Origin of the sequence: Cellulomonas sp., assembly GCF_965229465.1 — a bacterium.
In the GTDB taxonomy this organism is placed as follows: domain Bacteria; phylum Actinomycetota; class Actinomycetes; order Actinomycetales; family Cellulomonadaceae; genus Cellulomonas.
This window is the reverse complement of the sequence record NZ_OZ245882.1, coordinates 1,300,863-1,316,907: the sequence shown is the minus strand read 5'-3', so window position 1 is coordinate 1,316,907 and position 16,045 is coordinate 1,300,863. Positions and strand designations below refer to the sequence as shown.

Here is a 16,045-nt window from a genome sequence, read left to right as displayed (position 1 = left end):
GGAGGGACACCATGCCCGTCATCCAGGTCGAGCACCTGCACAAGCGCTACGGCGACACGGTCGCCGTCGACGACGTCAGCCTCGAGGTCCAGCGCGGCGAGATCTTCGGCGTGCTGGGTCGCAACGGGGCCGGAAAGACCACCACCGTCGAGATCGTCGGCGGCCTGCGCGAGGCCGACTCCGGCACGGTCCGCGTCCTCGGGCTCGACCCGATTCGGGACCGCAGCCGGCTGCGGGAGGTCGTCGGGCTGCAGCTCCAGGAGAGCCAGCTCCAGCCGAAGCTGGTCGTCCGCGAGGCCCTCGACCTGTACGCGTCGTTCTACCCGGACCCCGCCGATCCGGCGCAGCTGCTCGACGAGCTCGGCCTGACCGACCGGGCCGGTGCGCGGTTCGACCAGCTGTCGGGCGGTCAGAAGCAGCGGCTGTCGGTGGCGCTGGCCCTCGTCGGCAACCCGCAGGTGGCCATCCTCGACGAGCTCACCACCGGGCTCGACCCGCACGCGCGCCGGGACACCTGGGACGTCGTGGAGCGCATCCGCGACCGGGGCGTGACGATCGTGCTGGTCACCCACCTCATGGAGGAGGCGGAGCGGCTCTGTGACCGGATCGCGCTGATCGACGCCGGCCGCGTCGTGGCCACGGGGACGCCGGGGGAGCTGGTCGCGCGAGCCACCGCCGAGCAGGTGCTGCGGTTCCGTCCGTCGGGCCCAGTGCCCGTCGGGCTCCTGGAGACCGTCGCCACCGTCACGCACGCCGACGACGGCACCATCGAGGCCCGCGGCCGGGACAACGTCGTGCAGGACGTGCTCGTCGCGCTGGCCCAGCACGGCATCCGCCCCGAGAACCTGCGCCTCGAGCAGAGCTCGCTGGAGGACGCCTTCGTCGCACTCACCAGCACCGTGGAGGTCTGACCATGTCCAGCACCAGTGCTCTCACCCGCCTCACCGTCGTCGAGTCCCGCCTCTTCCTCCGGGAGCCGTCCGGCGCGTTCTTCGCGGTCCTGTTCCCCGCCGTCCTGCTCACCGTGCTCGGCCTGGTGATGCCGTGGGCGGACCAGCCGTTCGACGACAAGGACCCGGTCCTGTCGCAGGTCAACGGCATCACCGGCTATGCCCCGACCGTCCTGGCCCTCGCGGTCGCGACGGTCGCGCTGTCCTCCTTCCCGACGACGATCGGCAACTACCGAGGCCGCGGCGTCCTCAAGCGGCTGTCCACCACCCCGGTGCCGCCGTCCCGGATCCTGGTCGCGCAGGTGCTGGTGAACCTGGGCGCGCTGCTGGTCGCGGCGGTGCTCATGTACGTGCTCGGCGCCGCCGTCGTGGGGGTCGCCGCGCCGGCGGACCCGCTGGTGCTTCTCCTCGCCCTCATGATGACCGTGCTGTCGGCGTTCGCGGTCGGCTCCGTGATCGCGGCCCTCGCACCGACCGCGGCCGCGGCCACGGCCTGGGGGATGAGCGTGTACTTCGCGTCGCTCTTCTTCGCCGGGGTCTGGCTCCCGCTGCCGCTGATGCCCGACGTGATCCAGACGATCGCCGGCTACACCCCGCTCGGGGCGGGCAGCGAGGCGCTCGCCGCCGCGTGGTGGGGGCAGCCGTTCCCGACCTCGTCGTTGCTGGTCATGGCAGTGTGGACCGTTCTCGGAGTGCCGGTGGCGGCCAGGTTGTTCCGGTGGTCCTGACGGGGATGTGGTCGCGCTCCCACTCGAATCGTTTAGGAGTCTGGACGCTGGCTGTGCACCGCCGGAAAGTGGGCGCCGACCCGGCCGCCGTCTGCCCGGAGCCCGCACCGTTGCGGGCCACCCCGGCACCGTCGACCAGTCCTTCGTGCACCTCCGTCACCGCCCACGCGCGCCTGCGTGCGGGGCGCGGGGCGTACCCGCGACGTCGCGGGGGCGCGCCCGACAGCCAGAAAGGTACGAGTAGATGTCCTCATCGACCCGACGGCGAACTGCCTGGGTGGCCACGGCCACCCTGAGCGCAGCTTCGCTGCTGGCCATCTGCGGGGTTCAGCCCGCGATGGCCGCCACACCGGCCGTCCCGGCCGCGGCACCAGCCGCGGTCGCGGCCGCGGCGCCCACCGGCGAGTACGCGCAGCGCTTCCTCGCGCAGTACGACAAGATCAAGGACCCCGCCAACGGCTACTTCAGCCCGCAGGGCATCCCGTACCACTCCGTCGAGACCCTCATCGTCGAGGCTCCCGACTACGGCCACGAGACGACGTCGGAGGCGTACTCCTACTGGGTCTGGCTGGAGGCGCTGTACGGCCAGGTGACCGAGGACTGGGCCCCGCTGAACCACGCGTGGGACACCCTCGAGAAGTACATGATCCCGACGTCGGCGGACCAGCCGACGAACTCGTTCTACAACCCGTCGAGCCCCGCCACGTACGCGGCGGAGTACAACCACCCGAGCAGCTACCCGTCGCAGCTGACCAGCGGCGTGACGTCCGGCAGCGACCCCATCGGGGCCGAGCTGAAGTCGACCTACGGCACGCCGGACATCTACGGCATGCACTGGCTCGCCGACGTCGACAACAAGTACGGGTTCGGCGCGACCCCGGGTGCGGGCTGCGAGCTCGGCCCGACAGCGACCGGCACGTCCTACATCAACACCTTCCAGCGCGGCCCGCAGGAGTCGGTCTGGGAGACCATCCCGCAGCCGTCGTGCGAGGAGTTCAAGTACGGCGGCCCCGCCGGCTTCCTGGACCTGTTCACCAAGGACACCGGCACGCCCGCCAAGCAGTGGAAGTACACCAACGCCCCCGACGCCGACGCACGCGCGATCGAGGCCGTCTACTGGGCCAACCAGTGGGCCACCGCCCAGGGCAAGCAGTCGCAGGTCGCCGGGACGGTCGCCAAGGCCGCCAAGATGGGTGACTACCTGCGCTACTCCCTGTTCGACAAGTACTTCAAGACGCAGGGCTGCACCTCGCCGTCGTGCCCCGCAGGCTCCGGCCGGTCCAGCGCGAGCTACCTGCAGTCCTGGTACTACGCCTGGGGTGGCGCGCTCGACTCGTCGGCCGGCTGGGCCTGGCGCATCGGCTCGTCGCACGAGCACTTCGGCTACCAGAACCCGCTCGCGGCCTGGGCGCTGTCCACCGACTCGGCCCTGACGCCGAAGTCCCCGACCGCGAAGAGCGACTGGGCGACGTCGTTGGAGCGTCAGCTCGAGTTCTACACGTGGCTGCAGGCCCCCCAGGGCCTCATCGCCGGTGGCGCGACCAACAGCTGGGACGGCGCGTACGCGACGCCCCCGAGCGGCACGCCCACGTTCTACGGCCAGGCCTACACCGAGGCCCCGGTCTACAACGACCCGCCGTCGAACCAGTGGTTCGGCATGCAGGCGTGGGGCGTCCAGCGCGTCGCCGAGCTGTACTACGCCTCCGGCAACGCGCAGGCCAAGAAGATCCTCGACAAGTGGGTCCCGTTCGTCGTCGCGAACATCTCCACGGACGGCGCCAACTGGAAGGTTCCCTCGGAGCTGACATGGACCGGCAAGCCGGACACCTGGAACAAGGCCAACCCGGGCGCCAACTCCGGCCTCTCGGTCTCGGTCAAGAGCTACGGCCAGGACGTCGGCGTCGCCGGCGACACCGCCCGCGCACTGCTCTTCTACGCGGCCAAGTCGGGCGACACCGTGTCGCGTGACAAGGCCAAGGCACTGCTCGACGCGATCTGGGCCACCAACCAGGACAGCCTGGGTGTCGGCAGCCCGGAGACCCGTGGCGACTTCCTGCGGTTCGACGACACCTACGTCGCCGGCGGCAACGGCGTCTACGTCCCGCCGGGCTGGACGGGCAAGATGCCCAACGGTGATGTCATCAAGCCGGGTGTCTCGTTCCTGGACATCCGCACCTGGTACAAGAACGACCCGAGCTGGCCGAAGGTCGAGTCCGCTCTGGCCACCGGCGTGGCGCCGACGTTCACGTTCCACCGGTTCTGGGCACAGACCGCGATCGCGGGTGCGCTCGGTGACTACGCGCGGCTGTTCGAGGGCACCACGCCCCCGCCGGTCGACACCACCGCACCGTCCGTGCCGACGGGCCTGCTCGCTGGCACCACCACGTCGACGTCGGCCACGATCTCGTGGACGGCATCGACCGACAACACCGGTGGCTCCGGCATCGCGGGCTACGACATCTACCGCGGCACGACGAAGGTCGGCTCCTCGACCACCACGTCGTTCACGGAGACCGGTCTGACCCCGGCCACGGCGTACTCGTACACCGTCCGGGCCAAGGACGTGGCCGGCAACGTGTCGGCGGCATCCTCGGCGCTGAGCGTCACCACGAAGGCCACGCCGACCGACACGGTCGCGCCGAGCGTCCCCACGGGCCTCGCCGCGAGCGCGGTCACCCAGAACAGCCTCACGCTGAGCTGGGCGGCGTCGACCGACAACTCGGGCGGCTCCGGCGTGGCCGGGTACGACGTCTACCGGGGCACGACGAAGGTCGGCTCCACCACGACGACGTCCTACTCCGACACGGGCCTGACGGCGGCGACGGCGTACTCCTACACGGTGCGCTCGCGTGACGTGGCGGGGAACATCTCCGCGGCGTCGAGCGCGCTGTCGGTGACGACGCTGCCGGCCACCACGGTGGACACGATCGCTCCGTCGGTGCCCGCGGGCCTCGTCGCGACGACCGTCACGGAGACCAGCGTCGCCCTCACGTGGACCGCGTCCACGGACACGGGTGGCTCGGGCCTCGCCGGCTACGACGTCTACCGGGGGACCACCAAGGTCGGCACGCCGACCACGGCGTCCTACACGGACAGCGGCCTCACGGCGGCGACGGCGTACCAGTACACCGTCCGGGCACGGGACAACGCGGGCAACGTCTCCGCCGCGTCCTCGGCCCTCTCGGTGACGACGAAGTCCCCGACGACGACCAGCTCCTGCAAGGTGGCCTACACCGCCAGCAGCTGGAACACGGGCTTCACGGCCTCCGTCAAGGTGACCAACACCGGCACCACGGCCCTCAACGGCTGGACCCTCGGGTTCACGTTCGCCAACGGCCAGAAGGTCACGCAGGGGTGGAGCGCGGACTGGTCGCAGTCCGGCACGGCGGTCTCCGCGAAGAACGCCGCGTGGAACGGCACCCTCGGTGCCGGCCAGAGCGTCGACATCGGGTTCAACGGCTCCCACACGGGCACCAACACCAACCCGACGGCGTTCACCCTGAACGGCGCCACCTGCACCATCGGCTAGTCGCGTGACGGACGGGCCGGTCCTCCCCTGCGAGGGCCGGCCCGTCCTGCGTGGGGTAGGGACAACCCACCCCGCGCTCGTGGGTGGTCAGGCTGTCTGCCCGCAGCCCCGGACCCCTAGCGTCACTGTCATGACCTCACCGACGTCCCCGAGCAGCGTGTCCGACGACCTGCGCGTCGTCGCCCCCGCGTTCACCGACCTGCGCGCCCTCGCGTCCGCCCCCGTGTCGGTGGCGACGTGGCGGGGGATCTCCCAGACGGTCGTCGGCTCGTTCGTCGTCCTCGTCGCCTTCATCGGCCTGGCCGTGGCCGTCTCCCTGTCGGTCTCCCTGATCCCTCTGCTGGTCGGCATCCCCATGCTCGTCGCCACGCTGTGGGCGGGCCGGCCGTTCGCGCAGCTCGAGCGGGCGCGGCTCGAGGCGCAGCTCGCGGTCGAGATCGCGGCGCCCACCTACCCGCGCCGCGACGGGTGGTGGGCGTCGTGGTGGGCGATCCTGTCCGACAGCCGCACCTGGGGCCACTGTGCGTACGTCGTCGTCGCCGGTGCGATCCTCACGGTGCAGAGCGTCGTCGTCACCGTCGCCGGCGGGTTCGCGCTCGGCGGTCTCGTCTACCCGGTGATCGCCGCCACGAACGGGCTCAACCACCCGCCCTTCCCGCTGGTCCTCATGGTGCCGGGCGCCCTCGTCTGCGCGTGGGTCGCCGCGCTTGCCTCCCAGGCCGGCTCGCTGGCGATCGTCCGCTCGGGGCGGTCATTGCTGGGCGCCTCCGCCCGGGCCGAGGCGCTCGAGGCCGCGCGGCAGGCGCAGGCCAGGGCCGCGCAGGCCGAGGGGCGCGCGGTCCAGCTGACCGAGACCCGCACCGCCGCCGTGGGGGCCGCCGACGAGGAGCGCCGCCGCATCGAGCGCGACCTGCACGACGGCGCCCAGCAGCGACTCGTGGCGCTCGGCGTCGAGCTGGGCGCCGCCAAGCGCAAGGTCTCCAGCGACCCGGAGGCCGCCGCGGCGCTCGACCACGCGCACCGCGAGGTCAAGGAGACGCTGGCGGAGCTGCGCGACCTGGTCCGCGGCATCCACCCGGCCGTGCTCACCGACCGCGGGCTCGACGCCGCCCTGTCCGCGCTCGCCGCCCGCAGCCCGGTCCCGGTCCGCGTGGACGTGCCCGACCCACCGGCCCTCAACCGCGCCAGCACCTCCGCGCAGGCCGCCGCCTACTTCGTCGCCGCCGAGGCACTCACCAACGCCGCCAAGCACGCGCAGGCCCAGCAGGTCACGGTCACCGCCACGGTGAGCCCGGACGACCGCCTGCGCCTCGTCGTGGCCGACGACGGCCGCGGGGGAGCGACCGCGGCACCCGGCAGCGGGCTCGACGGACTGCGCAGCCGTGTCGCCGCCCTCGACGGCACGTTCGACCTGGACAGCCCGGCCGGAGCCGGCACCCGACTCACCGTGGAGGTGCCGTGCGCATCGTGATCGCCGAGGACTCGGTCCTGCTGCTCGACGGCCTGACCAGGCTGCTCGTCGCGGAGGGGCACGAGGTCATCGGCTACACCACCGCCGACGAGGTCGTCGCCGCCCTCGGGCCCGACGACGACCTCCCGGACCTGCTGGTCACCGACGTCCGGATGCCCCCGTCGCACACCGACGAGGGTCTGCGGGCCGCCGTGCACCTGCGCAGCCTGCACAAGCGCCTGCCGGTGCTCGTCCTGTCGCAGTACGTGGAGCAGCGGTACGCCCGCGAGCTGTTCGCCGGGGACGTCCGCGGCCTCGGCTACGTGCTCAAGGACCGGGTGGCGGACGTGGACGAGTTCCTCGACGCCCTCGGCCGCGTGGCCGCCGGCGGCACGGTGATCGACCCCGAGGTCGTCGCCCAGATCCTTGCCCGGACCCGCCGTTCGGGCCTCGAGACCCTCACCCCGCGCGAGCGGGACGTGCTCGGTCTCATGGCGGAGGGCCGCTCCAACGCGGCCATCGCCGACCGCCTCGTCGTCGGGCTCCCGGCGGTCGAGAAGCACGTGACGTCCATCCTCACCAAGCTCGACCTCCCGCAGGCCGCCGACGACCACCGCCGCGTGCTCGCCGTCCTGCGTTGGTTGGAGCACGAACCCACGATCGGAGAACGACCATGACCACCACCCTGGAGCGGCCGGCCGCCCCCGCGGGTCCGACCCCCCGCAGCCCCGGGGCGCGCGCCCTGACCTGGACAGGTGCCGTCGTCGGCGGCGTCCTGCTGGTCTCGGCCGGCTTCAGCGCCGTCGACCTGCTGGTGCTGGGCTCCGACGACGCCACGACCCGCACCGACAGTGCCAGCTACGCGGCCGCACCCGTGGTCGAGCTGGTCGCCGACGGCCACGTCACCGTGACCACCGGCGGTTCGCGTGTCGAGGTCGAGCGCACCGCGACCACGGCCCTCACCCGGGCGCACTACTCGGTCGACGAGCTGGCCGACGAGCTGCGGGTGCGGTACCTCTGCGACTGGTGGCGGCCCGGCTTCTGCACCGCGTCCCTGGACGTCACGGTCCCGGAGGGCACGTCCGTGATCGTCCGCGCCCGCGACGGCTCCGTCACCGCGACCGCCCTGCAGGGTCCGCTCGAGGTGCACGCCAGCGACGGCGACACCGACGTGTCCGACATCGACGGGGACGTGACGGTCCGCACCGCCGACGGCCGGACCGACGTCAGCGACGTCCGCGGCTCCGTGTCTGTGTCCTCCGCCGACGGCGCGATCACCGTCTCCGACGTGTCCGGCTCGGCCACCACCCGCGCCAGCGACGGCCGCACGGAGATCTCCGGCGTCCGGGGTGACGTCGACGCCCACGCGAGCGACGGCGACGTCACCGTGTACGGGACGGGCAAGCCCGTGGCGCTCGACATCTCCACGGCCGACGGCGGCCAGACGGTCGAGGGGCCGGTCGACCCGACCTCGTCCACCCACGTCCGGATCCGCGTCGCCGACGGTCACGCCGCCTACCTGCAGCCGCGGGGCTGACCACGCGAGAAGGGCCCCTGATCAGCAGATCTGCTGATCAGGGGCCCTTCTCGTCTGTCGGGGTGGCGGGATTCGAACCCACGACCTCTTCGTCCCGAACGAAGCGCGCTACCAAGCTGCGCCACACCCCGTGGAGCCTGGTAAGGATAGCCGACGACCGGGGGTGGAACGAAACTGGATCAGGCCGCTACCAGAGTGAGCAGCGTCGCTTCCGGCCGGCACGCGAACCTCACGGGTGCGTACGGGGACGTGCCCAGCCCCGCGGACACGTGCATCCACGTGGAGCCCGAGCCGCCGGGCTGGTCCGGACGCGGACCCGGCCAGCCATGCAGGCCCTTGGCGCGGCGGGTGTCCAGGTCGCAGTTGGTCACCAGGGCGCCCCAGAACGGCACGGCCAGCTGGCCGCCGTGCGTGTGCCCGGCGATCGTCAGGTCCGCGTCGTCCGCGTGCATCTGGTCGAGCACGCGGCGGTAGGGCGCGTGCGTGACGCCCAGGTGCAGGTCCACCGGGGTCGGGCCCGTGCGGGCATCGTCGTCGCCATGCGCAGCCGGGAACTCGTCGCGGTCGAGGTGCGCGTCGTCCGTGCCGACGAGCGACAGCACGCGGCCGTCGACCTTGAGCACGTCCCGGCGGTTGGTGAGGTCGATCCAGCCCGCCGACCGGAACCGGGCGGTGAGCTCGCGCCACGGCAGCTCGGCCGGTCGCACGGGCTTCGTGAACCGGGCGTCGGGCAGCAGGTACCGCGCCGGGTTCTTGGGCATGGGCGCGACGTAGTCGTTGGAGCCGAGCACGAACGCGCCGGGCACCGCGAGGTGCGGCTCCAGGGCCTCGAGCAGCGAGGGCATCGCGTCCAGGTGTGCCCAGTTGTCGCCCGTGTCGATCACCAGGTGCGGGTCCAGGGAGGCGAGGTCCCGCACCCAGTCGATCTTCCTGCGCTGGCCCGGGGTCAGGTGGAGGTCGGAGATGTGCAGGATGCGCAGCGGGTCCTGGCCGGCGGGGAGCACCGGGACGGTGACCTCACGCAGCGTGTACCAGCGGACCTCGACGAGCGAGGCGTAGGCGAGCGCGCCCGCACCGGCCAGCGCGAGGGCGCCGGCGGTGCGGGCGAGCACGGTCGTCGAGGCGCCCACTACGGGTTGCCTGGACCTCGGCCGCCGCCGTTGTTGCCACCGCCACCGCCACCGCCGCCGGGACCGCCCGGCTGGCTCGGGTCGACCGGCGCCGCCGGCGGCTGGCCGTTGGAGAGGGTCAGCTGCACGTACGAGCCGCGCACCGCGGTGCCGGACGGGCTCTGCGACGCGACCGACCCGGCCGGGAGCGCGGAGGGCACCTGCGCGGGAGCGACCGACGCCCGGAACCCGGCTGCGGAGAGCCGGTTGCGCGCGTCCGCCTCGCTGAGGCCGACGACGGACGGCACGGCCACCTTCTCGCCGAACACCTCCTTGTCCCCGGGTGCCGGGAAGTCGGGGTTGGGCGCGCCGGCGAGCGTCTGCGTCATGAACCGGCTCCACGTGGGACCGGCGATCGTCGCGCCGTAGGCGTTCGGGACGAACTTGCCGTTGACGGTCATGTCCTGCACGGGACGCATCCCGTCGGAGAAGCCGACCCACACGGCGGCGGCGCGCAGCGGGGAGTACCCGACGAACCAGGTGTACTCGTTCTCGCTGGTGGTGCCCGTCTTGCCGGCGGTCGGGAACGGCGGCGGCGTGACCTTGTCCGCCGTGCCCTGCCAGACGTTGCGCAGCGCGAAGGTCAGGGCGTTCGTGTACTTCGGGTCGATCACGGGCTTGCAGTCGGCGCTCGGGACCGGGAGCTCGACACCGTCGGCATTGACCACGCTGGTGATCGCGATGGGCTTGCAGTAGGTGCCGTTGGCGGCGAACGCGGCGAACGCGGCGGCCATGGACAGCGGGGCGATGGAGTTGCTCCCGATGACGTTGGCCGGGAACGCGTCGGCGTTGCCCTCCCCGGCGTTCCCGCCGGCCTTGTGGATCCCGATCTGCGCGGCGCCGTCCATGATGCTGCACAGGTCGAGCTGCATGGCCATGGTGAGGTAGGCCAGGTTGACCGAGTTCTTGGTGGCGTCCATCACGGTCATGGTCCGGCCGTTGCCCTCGGCGTTGCCGGGGGTCCACTTCTTGTTCTTCCCCTTGGCGCCGCACGCTGTGAACATGTTCTCGTTCAGCGGCCGGACGCTGCCGTCGACGGTCTCGTTCAGGCTGTGCCCCTGCTTGAGCCACTCGAGCAGCGTGAACGGCTTGAACGTCGAGCCGGGCGCGAAGCCGGACGCGCCGCCGTAGGCGTTGTCGGTGTTGAAGTTGACCGGCGTCTCCCGGTCCCCGTGCTCGGCGACCGCGGTGTAGTTGCGGTTCTGCGCCATCGCGGTGATCTTCCCGGTGCCGGGCTCGACGACCACGATGGAGCTGGCCACGCCCGAGGGGTCGTCGACCGGGACGCCGGCCTTGACCTCGGTGTCGGCGATCGCCTGCTCACCCGGGATGAGGGTCGTCGTGATCGTCAGGCCACCGCGGTAGAGGAGCTTGATGCGGTCATTCTTGGTCGGACCGAACGCCGGGTCGTTGCCGATCACCTTGGTGACGTAGTCGCAGAAGTAGCCGGCGCCGGCCACCAGGTCGCCCGCGGCCATGCAGCCCTGCTTCAGCTCCGACTTGTGCAGGGTGTCGGCCAGCGGGGTGGCGCGTCCGGCCTCGTACTCGGCCTCCGTGATGAACTTCTGCTCGTACATGAGCTTGAGCACGCGGTTGCGCCGCTCCTGCGAGGCCTCGGGGTTCAGCACCGGGTCCCACTTGGTCGGGCTCTGCGTGACGCCTGCGATCGTGGCGGCCTCGAGGTAGTTCAGGTCCTTCGCGGACTTGGTGAAGTAGTACTGCGCGGCCGACTCGGCGCCGTAGACCGAGGCACCGAACGGCGCGATGTTGAGGTACTTCTCGAGGATCTGGTCCTTGGTCAGTCGCTTCTCGAGCGCGATGGCCAGCTTGGCCTCGCGCAGCTTGCGCGCGTAGCCCTCGGTCCCGTCCGCCTCCCGCGCCTCCTGGATGGCCTCGAGCTGCTCGGCCTTGGTGTCCTTGGCCAGGGCGGCGTCGATCAGGACGTTCTTGATGTACTGCTGGGTGAGCGTCGATGCGCCCTGCTGACCGCCGTCGCTCGCCTGGTTCTGCACGAAGGCACGGAGCATGCCGGTGGGGTCGACGCCCGCGTGCTGGTAGAACCGCTTGTCCTCCGTGGCGATCACCGCGTGCTGGAGCATCGGCGAGATCTCGGTCAGCGGCACCACGACCCGGTTCTGCGTGTAGAACGTGGCCAGCAGCGTGCCGTCCCCGGCCTTGATGACCGACTTCTCCGGCAGCGTGCCCTCGTCGAGCTCCGTCGGAAGGTCGTCGAACGCGGTGACGGTCAGGTCCGTCACGCCGTTGGCGACCGCGACTCCGGGCAGGACGAGACCGGCGGCGAGCACCCCGCCCACGCCCGCGACCAGCGCGAAGGTGAGCAGGAGGGCCAGCGCCTGGAAGACGTTGACCTGTCGGCCGCGCTGGCGCGCAGGGTTCGGCATGCCGTCAGGGTAGTAGGCGCCCCTGGCAGGGCCGCCACGGATCGGCTCCGACGCCCCGACCTGCACGGGACCTGCACATGCGTGACTGCACCCGTTCCGACCCGGTCAAGCGTCCATCTGACAGAACAACCCGAACGGAGTCTCGCCAGAGTGGTGCTCGGAGCGCTAGTTTCCCGGCAGGACTCGGGTGCGGTTGCCACGGCACGCCCCGTCGGCGTGCTCGGGAGGATGCGTGACCACACTCGTGCAGGACACGCACTGGACTGCGCTCGCAGCGTGCGGGAAGGGCAAGCTCGCGCCCGACGCGCTCTTCGTCGAGGGCGCTGCCCAGCGTGAGGCGCGCGCGGTGTGCACCAGCTGCCCCGTGCGGCTGGCCTGCCTGGCCGACGCGCTCGACAACCGCATGGACTTCGGGGTCTGGGGCGGCATGACGGAACGCGAGCGTCGGGCCCTGCTCCGCCGCCGTCCCGAGGTGCGGTCGTGGCGGACCGAGCTGGTGGGTTCGGACGCCGTCGAAGGGGTGTGAGAGCGCTCCGACACCGCCGGCGGCCCTTAGGGTGAGCCGCATGGCTACGCAGTGGGAGTACGCGACGATTCCGCTCATCATTCACGCCACCAAGGCGATCCTGGACCAGTGGGGCGCTGACGGCTGGGAGCTCGTCCAGGTGATCCAGGGGCCCGACGCCGGCCTCGTGGCCTACCTCAAGCGGCCCAAGGAGTCCTGATGGGCGCCGCTGCGCGCCTGGCCGAGCTCGGGCTCGAGCTCCCTGCGGTGGCGTTGCCGCTCGCGGCGTACGTGCCGGCCCTGCGGTCGGGGTCGTACGTCTACACCAGCGGGCAGCTGCCGTTCGTGGCGGGTGCACTGCCCGCCACGGGCAAGGTCGGCATCGGCGCCGGGCTGATCAGCCCGGAGGAGGCCGCCGGCTACGCGCAGACGTCCGCGCTCAACGCGCTGGCGGCCGTCGCCGCGGTGGTCGCCGCCGACGGTGGGCCGCAGGGCGCGGACGCCCTCGACCGCATCGTGCACGTGGTCAAGGTGGTCGGCTTCGTGGCCAGCGACCCCGCGTTCACCGGGCAGCCGGCCGTGGTCAACGGCGCGAGCCTGCTGCTGCACGCGGTGCTCGGCGAGGCCGGCGTGCACGCGCGCTCGGCCGTGGGCGTGGCCGTGCTGCCGATGGACTCGCCCGTCGAGGTGGAGATCGTCGTCGAGCTGGCCTGACCCGCTCAGCGGGCGCGTCGCTCCAGGCGCTCCACGTCGAGCAGGACGACCGCCCGGCCCTCGCGGCGCACCCAGCCGCGGGCGGCGAAGTCGGCCAGCGCCTTGTTCACGGTCTCCCGCGAGGCGCCGACGAGCTGCGCGAGCTCCTCCTGGGTCAGGTCGTGCGCCACGCGGATGCCCTCGTCCACCTTCTCGCCGAAGCGGGTGGACAGGTCGAGCAGCGCCTTGGCGACGCGGCCGGGGACGTCCGAGAACACCAGGTCGGCCAGCGCCTCGTTGGTCCGCCGCAGCCGGCGCGCGAGCGCCTGGAGCAGGTGCGGCGCGACGGTGGGCTTGTCCTGGAGCCAGCGGATCAGGTCTCCGTGCCCGAGCTCGAGCACCACGGCGTCGGCGACGACGGTCGCGGTCGCGGTGCGGGGGCCGGGATCGAACAGGCTGAGCTCGCCGAACATCTCACCCGGGCCGAGGACGGCCAGCAGGTTCTCCCGTCCGTCGTTCGAGCGCCGACCGAGCTTGATCTTGCCCTCGCGCACGACGTAGAGCCGGTCGCCCGGCTCCCCCTCGTGGAACAGGGCGTCGCCGCGGGCGATGTCGATCGGCTTCATCGTCGCGACGAGCGCCTCCGACGACTCCTGGTCGAGCCCGGCGAACAGCGGCGCCGACAGCACGATGTCGTCCTCCACGGGGACCTCACCTCTCTGGCCGACTCCCGGATCGTCCCGGTGGCGGCATCGTTCACATCTGGGTCCAGACGCACCGACTGCTGGTCAGCGGCCTGCGCGGCTCTCAGTCTGCCCCATGGTGGGCGTCATCCGCGGCCCAGAGGCTCCCGCAGACCCGCGACGACCACGCTGGGGTCCACGGCGAGCCGGACGATCAGGCGGTCGGTGGCTCGGGTGAGGGCGGCCTCGACGCCCGCGGCGTAGGCCGAGAGCTGCTCGTCCAGGGCGCGCAGCTCGTGCAGCCGGCCGACGTCGGCCGCGGGGTCCGTGCCGGCGAGCACCGCGGCCAGCGCGGCGGGACGCGGGACGTCGAGCCCGACCTCGAGCGGGAGCTGGAACGCGACGTCCTCGCCGAGGGTCTGCGGGCGGGCCGCCTGGGCGACGGCCAGGTCGAGGCGGGCCCGCACCAGCCGGCGCCACCAGGCCACCCTGGCGCGCTCGGCCCGTAGTGCACGCCGGTCGAGGCGGAGATCACTGACCCGTTGCTCGACGGGGGGCGTCATGCGGACAGGTCCTCCTCTGACGGGCAGCACGGGCGGGCTCGTTGTCTCGTTTCGGCCCGATACGCGGCCACCTTGAGCGCCGGTACCTGTGTGCGCCACGGAATCACTCCAAGGGAGCAGCGCGGCACAGAGCGCCCCGATGCGCCAGGGGTTCAGCCGCCACGAACGGGTGTCGGATGCGGGTCGTACGCTGCCGAGGTGATCGGAGCAGACCTCGAGTCGCCCCTTGCCCGTACCCGCCGCGCACGCCGTGTCGACCGTGCCCTGACCGTGCGCTACCCGGATGCGCACTGCGAGCTGGACTTCACGTCCCCGTTCGAGCTGCTCGTCGCCACGGTGCTCTCGGCGCAGACCACCGACGTCCGCGTGAACCTCACCACGCCGATCCTGTTCGCCCGGTATCCCGACGCCGCGGCGCTGGCTGCCGCGAACCCGGAGGAGCTGGAGGAGATCCTGCGGCCCACGGGGTTCTTCCGCGCCAAGGCGAAGTCGGTCATGGGCCTGTCCCGGGACCTGGTCGAGCGGTTCGGCGGGGAGGTCCCACCGCGGTTGAAGGACCTCGTCACGCTGCCCGGTGTCGGACGCAAGACGGCCAACGTGGTGCTCGGCAACGCGTTCGGCATCCCCGGGATCACCACGGACACGCACGTCATGCGCCTGTCGCAGCGCCTCGGCTACACCACGAGCAAGGACCCGCTGGTGGTCGAGCAGGACCTGGGGGCGCTCCTGCCGCGCAAGGACTGGACCATGGCCTCGCACCGGCTGATCTTCCACGGCAGGCGTACGTGCTTCGCGCGCAGGCCGGCGTGCGGGGCGTGCCCGGTCGCGGCCCTGTGCCCATCGGCCGGCATCGGGGAGATCGACCCGGTGAAGGCGGCGGCGATGGTCAAGCCGTGACGACCGGCACGGCCTCGCGCAGCCAGGCCAGCAGCAGGTCGGTCACGCGCTCGGGGGCCTCCTCGGCGGGGTAGTGCCCCACCTGCGGCAGAAGCTCGTACTGGTAGCGGGACGCGACGAGCGCGGCAGTCTCCTTGGACAGGGCCGCGCCGGCCGGCGGACGGAGCCCGTCCCGGCCGCCGTGCAGCTGGAGCACCGGCAGGGGCCGCGTGCTCTCCTCGAGGTCCGCGTGGTACCGGCGGCCGTCGGGACGGGGCATCGAGCGGACGAGCCAGCGCAGCTGCTCCATCTGGCTGTGCGCCGCGAACGGCACCCGGGCGGCGGACCGGTAGGTGGCCTCGGCGCGGGCGTCCAGCCATCCCGGAGCGCCACCCCACTCGTGCAGGAGGCGGGCCACGAGGTCCCCCTCCATGAGGGCGCGCTCGGGCAGCGACGGGAGCTGGACGAACGCGAGCCGCCGCAGGGCCGACGGCCGGACCGCGGCGCGGGGGTGACCACGGGTGTCCAGCGGGTGGGGTGCGGCCAGTGCGCCCACGGCGCGGACGCGGTCGGCGTGCAGGCCCGCCATGGCCCAGGCGATCTCGCCGCCGGAGCCGCTGCCGACCACCACCGCGTCCGCGGCGCCCAACGACTGGATGACGCCGGCCACGTCGGCCGCGAGCGTCGGCACGTCGTAGCCCTGCGGCGGCTTGTCCGAGCCGCCGGTGCCGCGCAGGTCCATCGCCGCCACGCGGTAGCCCGCGTCCGCGAGCGCGGGGAGCTGGTGCCGCCATGCCCACCAGAACTGCGGGATGCCGTGCAGGAGCACGACGAGCGGCGCGTCGCGGTCGTCGGGGCCGGCGACGGCCACGTGGAACCGTGCGCCGTTCGCGGCCACGAACCGGTGCTCCCAGGGGCCGTCGATGAGGAGCGAGGCGGAGTCGACGGTGCTCATCGGTG

General features: G+C 72.4%; 15 protein-coding genes and 1 tRNA gene. 10 read left to right on the top strand and 6 right to left on the bottom strand.

Features of this window, described 5'->3' with window-relative positions; all coding sequences use genetic code 11:
* Positions 1-11: 11 nt before the first annotated feature.
* The 6 genes from ACO06A_RS06195 (at position 12) to ACO06A_RS06170 (ending at position 8,194) form a co-directional block, all read left to right on the top strand.
* The gene (locus ACO06A_RS06195; protein WP_421735162.1) at positions 12-911 is read left to right on the top strand and encodes an ABC transporter ATP-binding protein; all 900 of its coding nucleotides are present in this window, start codon (positions 12-14) and stop codon (positions 909-911) included.
* A 2-nt stretch (positions 912-913) separates the two neighbouring features.
* Positions 914-1,678 (top strand): ABC transporter permease, encoded by a 765-nt coding sequence (locus tag ACO06A_RS06190; RefSeq protein ID WP_421735161.1) that lies wholly within the window; start codon positions 914-916, stop codon positions 1,676-1,678.
* 244 nt (positions 1,679-1,922) lie between these two features.
* Positions 1,923-5,207 carry a glycoside hydrolase family 48 protein gene (locus ACO06A_RS06185; RefSeq protein ID WP_421735160.1) on the top strand — a complete coding sequence of 1,095 codons (3,285 nt, stop codon included), beginning with the start codon at positions 1,923-1,925 and terminating at the stop codon, positions 5,205-5,207.
* Positions 5,208-5,337: 130 nt separating this feature from the next.
* Positions 5,338-6,678, top strand: coding sequence for a sensor histidine kinase (locus tag ACO06A_RS06180; protein WP_421735159.1), 1,341 nt, complete (start codon positions 5,338-5,340; stop codon positions 6,676-6,678).
* Entirely contained in the window at positions 6,666-7,334 is a 669-nt protein-coding gene (locus ACO06A_RS06175) for a response regulator (protein ID WP_421735158.1), read from the top strand. The genes ACO06A_RS06180 and ACO06A_RS06175 overlap by 13 nt, the downstream gene beginning before the upstream one ends.
* On the top strand, positions 7,331-8,194 hold the full coding sequence (locus ACO06A_RS06170; RefSeq protein WP_421735157.1) for a DUF4097 family beta strand repeat-containing protein: 864 nt from the start codon (positions 7,331-7,333) through the stop codon (positions 8,192-8,194). Before ACO06A_RS06175 ends, ACO06A_RS06170 begins: the two co-directional genes overlap by 4 nt.
* A 57-nt stretch (positions 8,195-8,251) precedes the next feature.
* Here the strand turns inward: ACO06A_RS06170 and ACO06A_RS06165 are convergent.
* From ACO06A_RS06165 to ACO06A_RS06155, 3 genes are all read right to left on the bottom strand, one after another.
* Positions 8,252-8,325, bottom strand: a tRNA-Pro gene (locus ACO06A_RS06165).
* A 48-nt stretch (positions 8,326-8,373) separates the two neighbouring features.
* Entirely contained in the window at positions 8,374-9,324 is a 951-nt protein-coding gene (locus ACO06A_RS06160; RefSeq protein WP_421735156.1) for a metallophosphoesterase, read from the bottom strand.
* Entirely contained in the window at positions 9,324-11,765 is a 2,442-nt protein-coding gene (locus tag ACO06A_RS06155; protein ID WP_421735155.1) for a transglycosylase domain-containing protein, read from the bottom strand. The genes ACO06A_RS06160 and ACO06A_RS06155 overlap by 1 nt, the downstream gene beginning before the upstream one ends.
* A gap of 232 nt (positions 11,766-11,997) precedes the next feature.
* Here ACO06A_RS06155 and ACO06A_RS06150 point away from each other — a divergent pair, with 232 nt between their 5' ends.
* Genes ACO06A_RS06150 through ACO06A_RS06140 form a run of 3 tightly spaced genes read left to right on the top strand, consistent with a single transcriptional unit; the run spans position 11,998 to position 12,984 of the window.
* A complete protein-coding gene (locus tag ACO06A_RS06150; protein ID WP_421735154.1) occupies positions 11,998-12,291 on the top strand; it encodes a WhiB family transcriptional regulator in 294 nt (97 codons plus the stop codon).
* A gap of 40 nt (positions 12,292-12,331) precedes the next feature.
* Positions 12,332-12,490 carry a DUF4177 domain-containing protein gene (locus tag ACO06A_RS06145; RefSeq protein ID WP_146925896.1) on the top strand — a complete coding sequence of 53 codons (159 nt, stop codon included), beginning with the start codon at positions 12,332-12,334 and terminating at the stop codon, positions 12,488-12,490.
* Positions 12,490-12,984: a RidA family protein gene (locus ACO06A_RS06140; RefSeq protein ID WP_421735153.1), complete on the top strand. Its 495-nt coding sequence runs from the start codon at positions 12,490-12,492 to the stop codon at positions 12,982-12,984. Before ACO06A_RS06145 ends, ACO06A_RS06140 begins: the two co-directional genes overlap by 1 nt.
* Before the next feature lie 5 nt (positions 12,985-12,989).
* On the opposite strand, the gene ACO06A_RS06135 is transcribed toward ACO06A_RS06140, so the two are convergent.
* Positions 12,990-13,667 (bottom strand): Crp/Fnr family transcriptional regulator, encoded by a 678-nt coding sequence (locus tag ACO06A_RS06135; protein ID WP_421735152.1) that lies wholly within the window; start codon positions 13,665-13,667, stop codon positions 12,990-12,992.
* Positions 13,668-13,792: 125 nt separating this feature from the next.
* Entirely contained in the window at positions 13,793-14,209 is a 417-nt protein-coding gene (locus ACO06A_RS06130) for a hypothetical protein (protein ID WP_421735151.1), read from the bottom strand.
* A gap of 198 nt (positions 14,210-14,407) precedes the next feature.
* Here ACO06A_RS06130 and nth point away from each other — a divergent pair, with 198 nt between their 5' ends.
* Positions 14,408-15,106 (top strand): endonuclease III, encoded by a 699-nt coding sequence (gene nth / locus ACO06A_RS06125; protein ID WP_421735150.1) that lies wholly within the window; start codon positions 14,408-14,410, stop codon positions 15,104-15,106.
* On the opposite strand, the gene ACO06A_RS06120 is transcribed toward nth, so the two are convergent.
* Positions 15,096-16,040, bottom strand: a complete 945-nt coding sequence (locus ACO06A_RS06120) for an alpha/beta fold hydrolase (protein WP_421735149.1) — start codon at positions 16,038-16,040, stop codon at positions 15,096-15,098. The two genes, nth and ACO06A_RS06120, sit on opposite strands and share 11 nt — an antisense overlap.
* Positions 16,041-16,045 lie beyond the last annotated feature (5 nt).

Bases quoted from the DNA above. Each gene is read 5' to 3' on its own strand.
- ACO06A_RS06195 (WP_421735162.1), top strand. From the start codon at position 12: ATGCCCGTCATCCAGGTCGAGCACCTGCACAAGCGCTACGGCGACACG.
- ACO06A_RS06190 (WP_421735161.1), top strand. From the start codon at position 914: ATGTCCAGCACCAGTGCTCTCACCCGCCTCACCGTCGTCGAGTCCCGC.
- ACO06A_RS06185 (WP_421735160.1), top strand. From the start codon at position 1,923: ATGTCCTCATCGACCCGACGGCGAACTGCCTGGGTGGCCACGGCCACC.
- ACO06A_RS06180 (WP_421735159.1), top strand. From the start codon at position 5,338: ATGACCTCACCGACGTCCCCGAGCAGCGTGTCCGACGACCTGCGCGTC.
- ACO06A_RS06170 (WP_421735157.1), top strand. From the start codon at position 7,331: ATGACCACCACCCTGGAGCGGCCGGCCGCCCCCGCGGGTCCGACCCCC.
- ACO06A_RS06155 (WP_421735155.1), bottom strand. From the start codon at position 11,765: ATGCCGAACCCTGCGCGCCAGCGCGGCCGACAGGTCAACGTCTTCCAG.
- ACO06A_RS06145 (WP_146925896.1), top strand. From the start codon at position 12,332: ATGGCTACGCAGTGGGAGTACGCGACGATTCCGCTCATCATTCACGCC.
- ACO06A_RS06140 (WP_421735153.1), top strand. From the start codon at position 12,490: ATGGGCGCCGCTGCGCGCCTGGCCGAGCTCGGGCTCGAGCTCCCTGCG.
- ACO06A_RS06130 (WP_421735151.1), bottom strand. From the start codon at position 14,209: ATGACGCCCCCCGTCGAGCAACGGGTCAGTGATCTCCGCCTCGACCGG.
- ACO06A_RS06120 (WP_421735149.1), bottom strand. From the start codon at position 16,040: ATGAGCACCGTCGACTCCGCCTCGCTCCTCATCGACGGCCCCTGGGAG.